5 protein-coding genes are annotated in these 5,827 nt (G+C 34.9%); all 5 read right to left on the reverse strand.

Features of this window, described 5'->3' with window-relative positions:
* Positions 1-154: 154 nt before the first annotated feature.
* The 5 genes from ACR2MV_RS11020 to ACR2MV_RS11040 all read right to left on the reverse strand — a co-directional run bounded on the left by ACR2MV_RS11020 (position 155) and on the right by ACR2MV_RS11040 (position 5,682).
* Positions 155-1,414 (reverse strand): hemolysin family protein, encoded by a 1,260-nt coding sequence (locus ACR2MV_RS11020; RefSeq protein ID WP_434021968.1) that lies wholly within the window; start codon positions 1,412-1,414, stop codon positions 155-157.
* A gap of 196 nt (positions 1,415-1,610) precedes the next feature.
* Positions 1,611-2,177, reverse strand: a complete 567-nt coding sequence (gene lptC, locus ACR2MV_RS11025) for an LPS export ABC transporter periplasmic protein LptC (protein WP_434021969.1) — start codon at positions 2,175-2,177, stop codon at positions 1,611-1,613.
* Positions 2,178-2,185: 8 nt separating this feature from the next.
* Positions 2,186-3,670, reverse strand: coding sequence for a tetratricopeptide repeat protein (locus ACR2MV_RS11030; protein ID WP_434021970.1), 1,485 nt, complete (start codon positions 3,668-3,670; stop codon positions 2,186-2,188).
* A gap of 18 nt (positions 3,671-3,688) precedes the next feature.
* Positions 3,689-4,957, reverse strand: coding sequence for a hypothetical protein (locus ACR2MV_RS11035; RefSeq protein WP_434021971.1), 1,269 nt, complete (start codon positions 4,955-4,957; stop codon positions 3,689-3,691).
* A complete protein-coding gene (locus tag ACR2MV_RS11040; protein WP_434021972.1) occupies positions 4,954-5,682 on the reverse strand; it encodes a type III pantothenate kinase in 729 nt (242 codons plus the stop codon). The genes ACR2MV_RS11035 and ACR2MV_RS11040 overlap by 4 nt, the downstream gene beginning before the upstream one ends.
* Positions 5,683-5,827: the final 145 nt, after the last annotated feature.

Below are 5,827 nucleotides of genomic sequence, written 5' to 3' on the forward strand. Positions count from 1 at the left end.
AATGCAATTATGATGATTAAAAATAATGATCTCTCTCTAATTTTCGATAATACTGCCATTTTCTTTTCTGTTAAAAAATTTAGGTTGCGAAAATACAATTTACCTTTTAATAATGAAAGGAGTTTAATACTAAATTTTTAGGCTAAAAATGGGGCTATGTGTCTTTAAATAAAACTTTTAAATAGACCTCTTCAATTTTAGAAGCAGATTCTTTTAAGATGGTGAATTGGTAGTTGTCAATTTGGATGACTTCACCGGTTGATGGGATATTCTCAGTATGATTTACGATTAATCCACCGAGGGTTTCATAATTGCTATCTTCTTCCAAGTCAAGGCTGTAGATTTCATTGATATAATCAACTTCCAATCTTGTAGAGAATTTGTATTCCCTGTCGTTTATTTTTTCTTCGAGTAACTTAATACTGTCATGTTCATCTTCGATGTCTCCAAAGAGTTCTTCAATGATATCTTCAATGGTAATTAGGCCTGAAGTACCACCATATTCATCCAATACGATGGCAACACTTTTGCTTTTCAAAATAAGATCATTAAGAATGTCGTGAATCATCATTGTCTCAGGAACGATCTCAATGGGTAAAAGAATAGACCTTATATTTTTTGGTTTTTTAAAAAGGTCAAAGAAATGTGCATAGCCAATGATGTCGTCCAAAGAATTATTGTAAACCATTACTTTGGAAAGACCGGTGTCCATAAATAGTTGTTTTAGATTCCTGGTCGAATCATGAACCTCTACAGCGATGATCTCCGTTCTGGGGATCATGGCTTCCCGGGCCTTTACATTATGAAATTCAAGGGCATTTTGAAATATTTGTATTTCTGAATCAACTTCGTCTTCAGCCGTCTCCAATTGCTCATCAATATAATGTCCTAGTTCTGCTTTGGAAAATGCAGGTTGTATCTTGTCCTCTTTGGCATTAAAAAGTACACGTAAAAAAAAGTCAGAAATACCAGTGATCAGTTTGGAAATGACATAAAATAGCCAATAAAAAAAGTAAGCCGGAAAGGCAAAAATCTTCATGCTTTCATTGGCGTAAATTCTAAATACGGCCTTTGGAAGAAATTCGGCTGTAATTAAAATGATAATAGTCGAGATAAACGTTTGGGTCAGTAATAATAAAAATTCATTGTTGATATCCTCTCTAAAAAAATTCATGAGCAGGTCACCCATAAAATACCCATAAATTACCAGAGCAATATTGTTGCCAACTAGCATGGTAGTAATAAATCGACTTGGTTTTTGGGTGAGCCTTTTCAGGATCTTTGCTAATAAAGTATCTTTTTTCTTCTCAAGTTCAAGATGCATTTTGTTGGAAGACACAAATGCGATTTCCATACCTGAGAAAAAAGCTGACAAAAGCACCGAAATAAATATGATGATTAATTGAATGATCATTCTTTACGTTCGTGCTTTTGAAAACGTTTCCGATACTTTTTCCTGAAAAAATACATAAAGACAGCTAATACCGCAAAGGCAAGAAAGATATATGCCTTGTTGGGATCTGAATTCCATCGAAGAATAGATTCAACAATAAATACAATTGCAATTACAAGGTATGCAATTTCAAAAAATTTAAAATATTTAGCCATAATTAGGGAGATTCCTCAACGTAGACACTTCCTTTGATTGATTTCATATTTACACGACTGAGGTCTTCATTAGATTCAAAGCCCTTGCCATGGATCGTATCAAATTTTGTGATTAACGTGAAATTTTTTTCAGTATAAATATAATGTTCATTTGAGTCCCAAAAAAGCTGGTCTGTAAATAATTTGGTTTTTTCAGCTGGATTGACAATTTTAACACTGTCTTTTACTTCTGAGATATTCGTATTCGTAAAAGAAATGGAGTAGCCCGCAGTGAGGATTACCGAATCTCCTTTTTTATCAAAACTAACAATTTGCACCCCCTCAGGGAACAAGGTGTAAGGATGATCTTCTCTGTTTGAAAAATCATGCATCACCGGTGCTGTGAGAATGGTTTTTACAACACCAGAATCAGTATGGATAAGATGGACATTTTTTGCAGCACCAATTGGCAGGTTTTTTTCAGCTAAAAAGTCCTGAACTTCCTTTATATCATTACCACATGAAAAAAACATTGCCACTATAAAAATAGCAGCAATGTTTGACAAACGGTATGTAATCTTTTTAAACATTCAAAAGACTAAGGGATTTTTGCTGATTCGTTGATCCAGCATCCAACTTTATGTGTAGAACCAGATTCAAGTCCTTCGGTAAAAACTAGTTTTTTAGAAGGAGCACTGGCCATATAACTTTTAATGTATTTATTAGCTGTAGAAGTAATACCCGGATCTGCAGCTTTGGCTTGTCTCGCTTTGTCGGCGGCGGCTACATATACCATTCTTTTTGAAATCTCATCCGTTCCACAAGTATTGGCACTTGATGCATACAAATTAGAGATTAACAAATAAGCACTTCCCATACTTGGTCTTTGCTTGATGGCAAGTCTTGCATATTCTCTTGCTTTAGATCTAGATCCTTTCTTCTTAAAGATCAATGCAACTCTATAGTAATATTTTGCTTTTTTATAATTGTCTGGTTCCAAGTCAATTGCCTTGTTGAAATATTCAATGGCTTTATTGGAATCTCCCTGTTCCATAAGAATCCCTGCGTAAAATACAAAAGCATCAGAAGAAGGTGCAGCATTTACATAGGCTTCAACCATTGAAGGATAAATTGGGTTATCAGTACACTCTTTTTGATTTAACCTTGAAACCGCTCTTTTTAACCAAGTCGCATTGTTCTTGTTTTTTTCAAAATTGTCTTTATACAATGGAATCAATCTGTCACAAGTAGCAACTTCAGTTAAGGTATTGTCAAGGTATCCTTCAACCTGCCCTAAGGCTCTTAAATTAACTTCTCTTGCTCTTTTTTTGCTTTTTTCTTTGGAAGTAAGTTCACCACCCTTTGCCAATTTCTCATTTATAACATCGAGTTCTCTTGAATACTTATCCATTTTTAAAGTTACGGCCTCTGTAATATCATCATAGGTGTCGAAAACTAATTGAGGATTTACATCTTTTTCAATATCAGTAACAGTTTGGAAATATTTACCAAGATTCTTTACACTCATCCCAGTCGGATCGGCTTTGAAAGACAAACTTAATTTGTCAAAAATTTCTTCTTTTAAGATCAAATTTTCAAGTACGGCTCTTTTGAATAAGAAATTGGCCCAATCACTATAAACTTTTCCAAGGTTTTCAGGAAAATGCTTCACTCTTAAATTATAAACCAGAATGACGTCGATCGCATATTTTGACATTTCTTCTTTGTTGGATTTTGAAGTGTCATAATATTTTTTCTCGACCTTAAATATATAATCATTGGTCTCAATCTTTTCACCTTTTTTAACAGGGATAACTCCGGCAGCCTCATCATATTTTGCCTCAGCCATTTTTAAACCATCACTATAGATAATTTTAGAAGCTGTTGGACAATTTTCAACACACCATTCCCAAGGCTCAATTGCTGCCTCATAGTTTTTCATTTTAACTGCTTCATGAAACAGAGATAAGTTCGTTTTACACTTGTCTGGTTCACTACCATATTTGTCTTGCCCGTAGATGTTAAAACTTCCTCCAGTAAGGAATAGAGCCATCACAATCAATACCGCCTTTGCTAATTTCATTTTTAAGATTTGTTAATATTAATAAATTTTTTGTCTTCTAAACCACTTATCATTAAGTGATAAACTTAACCTGAAGTTGAAAAACTCTTCTTCGACTAAGTTGTTATCTGTTGTCCCTCTTCTTCCAAGTTCAAAACCCAAATTTACGTTAGAAATTTTTAATCCCATCGGTAAACTTACACCAAAAGATATGCCATATTCGTCAATATCAGTGTCATTGACCACTAAGCCTGTCTTCTGATAGTTAAATCCGGCCCTATAAGTCATCCTTTTAAAGTAACTACTAATAGACATTCTATTAGGGGTATAAAAACCACCTACAGAAATGTTTGAAAACTTATCATACCTGTAAAAACTGACATCATCATAAATACCACCACTCAGATCAAGCGGATCCTGAAACGTGTATTCCGCTCCAATAAACCATTTATGATCCTCTCCGATTCCAGCACTAAGAGCAGTTTTAAGTGGAGAAGTAATAGTTGCTTTGTATTCAGAACTTGCCAAAGTGTCAACTGGAAGCCCAATCGCATCTTCGTCATTTACAATCGTATAAAGGAGTACATCACCATCTTCATTCAATGTAGATTCCAAATCAAGAGCCACTCCAAATTTCACACGTAGATTTTCGCTGATTTTAGGAGCATAATGCGCTCCAACCTTGGCAGTAGTACCGGTAATTCTAGAGTCTGTAAGGTGCTGGGTTGCCAACTGTACATTGTCTCTTCTGTTTAAGACATTATTGTCTATTCCTCCGAAGATATAAGCAAACTCCACACCTAATGATAAATTAAAAGGAAACTGATATCCGTACCCAAGAAAGGCCCGGTTTGTTCCTCCATTACCATAATACCTGTCTAGTTCAAGTAGATTTCCATCATCATCAAATCTCTGATCCACTAATGAATAACCTACGGCACTGTTCAACTGAAGCCCCATCACAAGACCCTGATTACCTCTGATTGGTATTCCTAAGCCAATATAACTAAGTGCAGCAGCAGAACTTGTTTGTTTGTTTTCTCCATCATCCACATAATTCGTTTTATTACCCCCTGCGAAAACATAGGTTGTCCATCTCAACGATCCGTAAGATGCAGGATTCGTAAAGCTCAATTGATATTCGCTATTTAATGCTCCACCCATCTGTCCCATCGAAATTTCCTCAACCGTTTTAAGATGTGCCTGATCTCCAATTCCGAATAAAGAATAAGGAGATGAATTGGTTGCTTGTGAAAAACTTAGTGTTGATATAAAAAGAATAGCAATTACTATTATATCTTTTATCATTCGTCTATATTATGTATCAAAATACTATTCAATCCCTCCAATAAAAAATTTGGAGTGGCAAATATGCTACTTTTTAAGTTTTTTGCCAAGAAAATTGTGTCCCCTCCTGTTAAAACTACTGTTAATTTTTGATTTTTTGCTAAATATTGGCTAATCACGCCTTCGATTTCAAGAATCACTCCGTTTAAAATGCCCTGATGAATTGCATTTTCTGTTGAATCACCAACAGAAGGTATCCGTTCAGTTCTTTTTAATAAAGGAAGGTTAGATGTAAAATGATTGACTGCTTTATATCGCATTTCGATGCCTGGAGAAATAGCCCCTCCGGTATATGAATTGAATTCATTCAAGAAGTCAAATGTAATACATGATCCGGCATCAATAATCAAGGTGTTTTGTTTTGGAAACTGCTTGCTTGCAGCGGCTACCAAAGCCAGCCTGTCGACTCCTAAGGTTTTGGGGGTTAGGTAGTTATTGCTAAATGGAATCCTGGTGTCATGATTTAAGACGATCAAATTGACCAGATCTTTGATTTTATTCATGATGTTGCTATCCAGTGCCGCTACATGAGAAATAATACCATGTTTAATTTCGTACTGTTCTGTAATCGATCGTATACCCGATAATACTGTATCTTGTTGAAATTGATCTTTGAAAAGGAGAAATTCTTTTTCGAAAACAGCCACTTTTATTAAGGTGTTTCCTATATCAATAACTAAATTCATGGCAGGATGATATGAAAAGCAAAAGTACAATAGAAATTTTAATGAATTGTTTGGAAAAGAATAAAAAATAAATTTATATTTGCACCCGATTTAACGGATGGTACCTTAGCTCAGTTGGTAGAGCAATGGACTGAAAATCCATGTG

It is taken from the genome of Lutimonas sp., assembly GCF_051011215.1.
Lineage (GTDB): Bacteria > Bacteroidota > Bacteroidia > Flavobacteriales > Flavobacteriaceae > Lutimonas.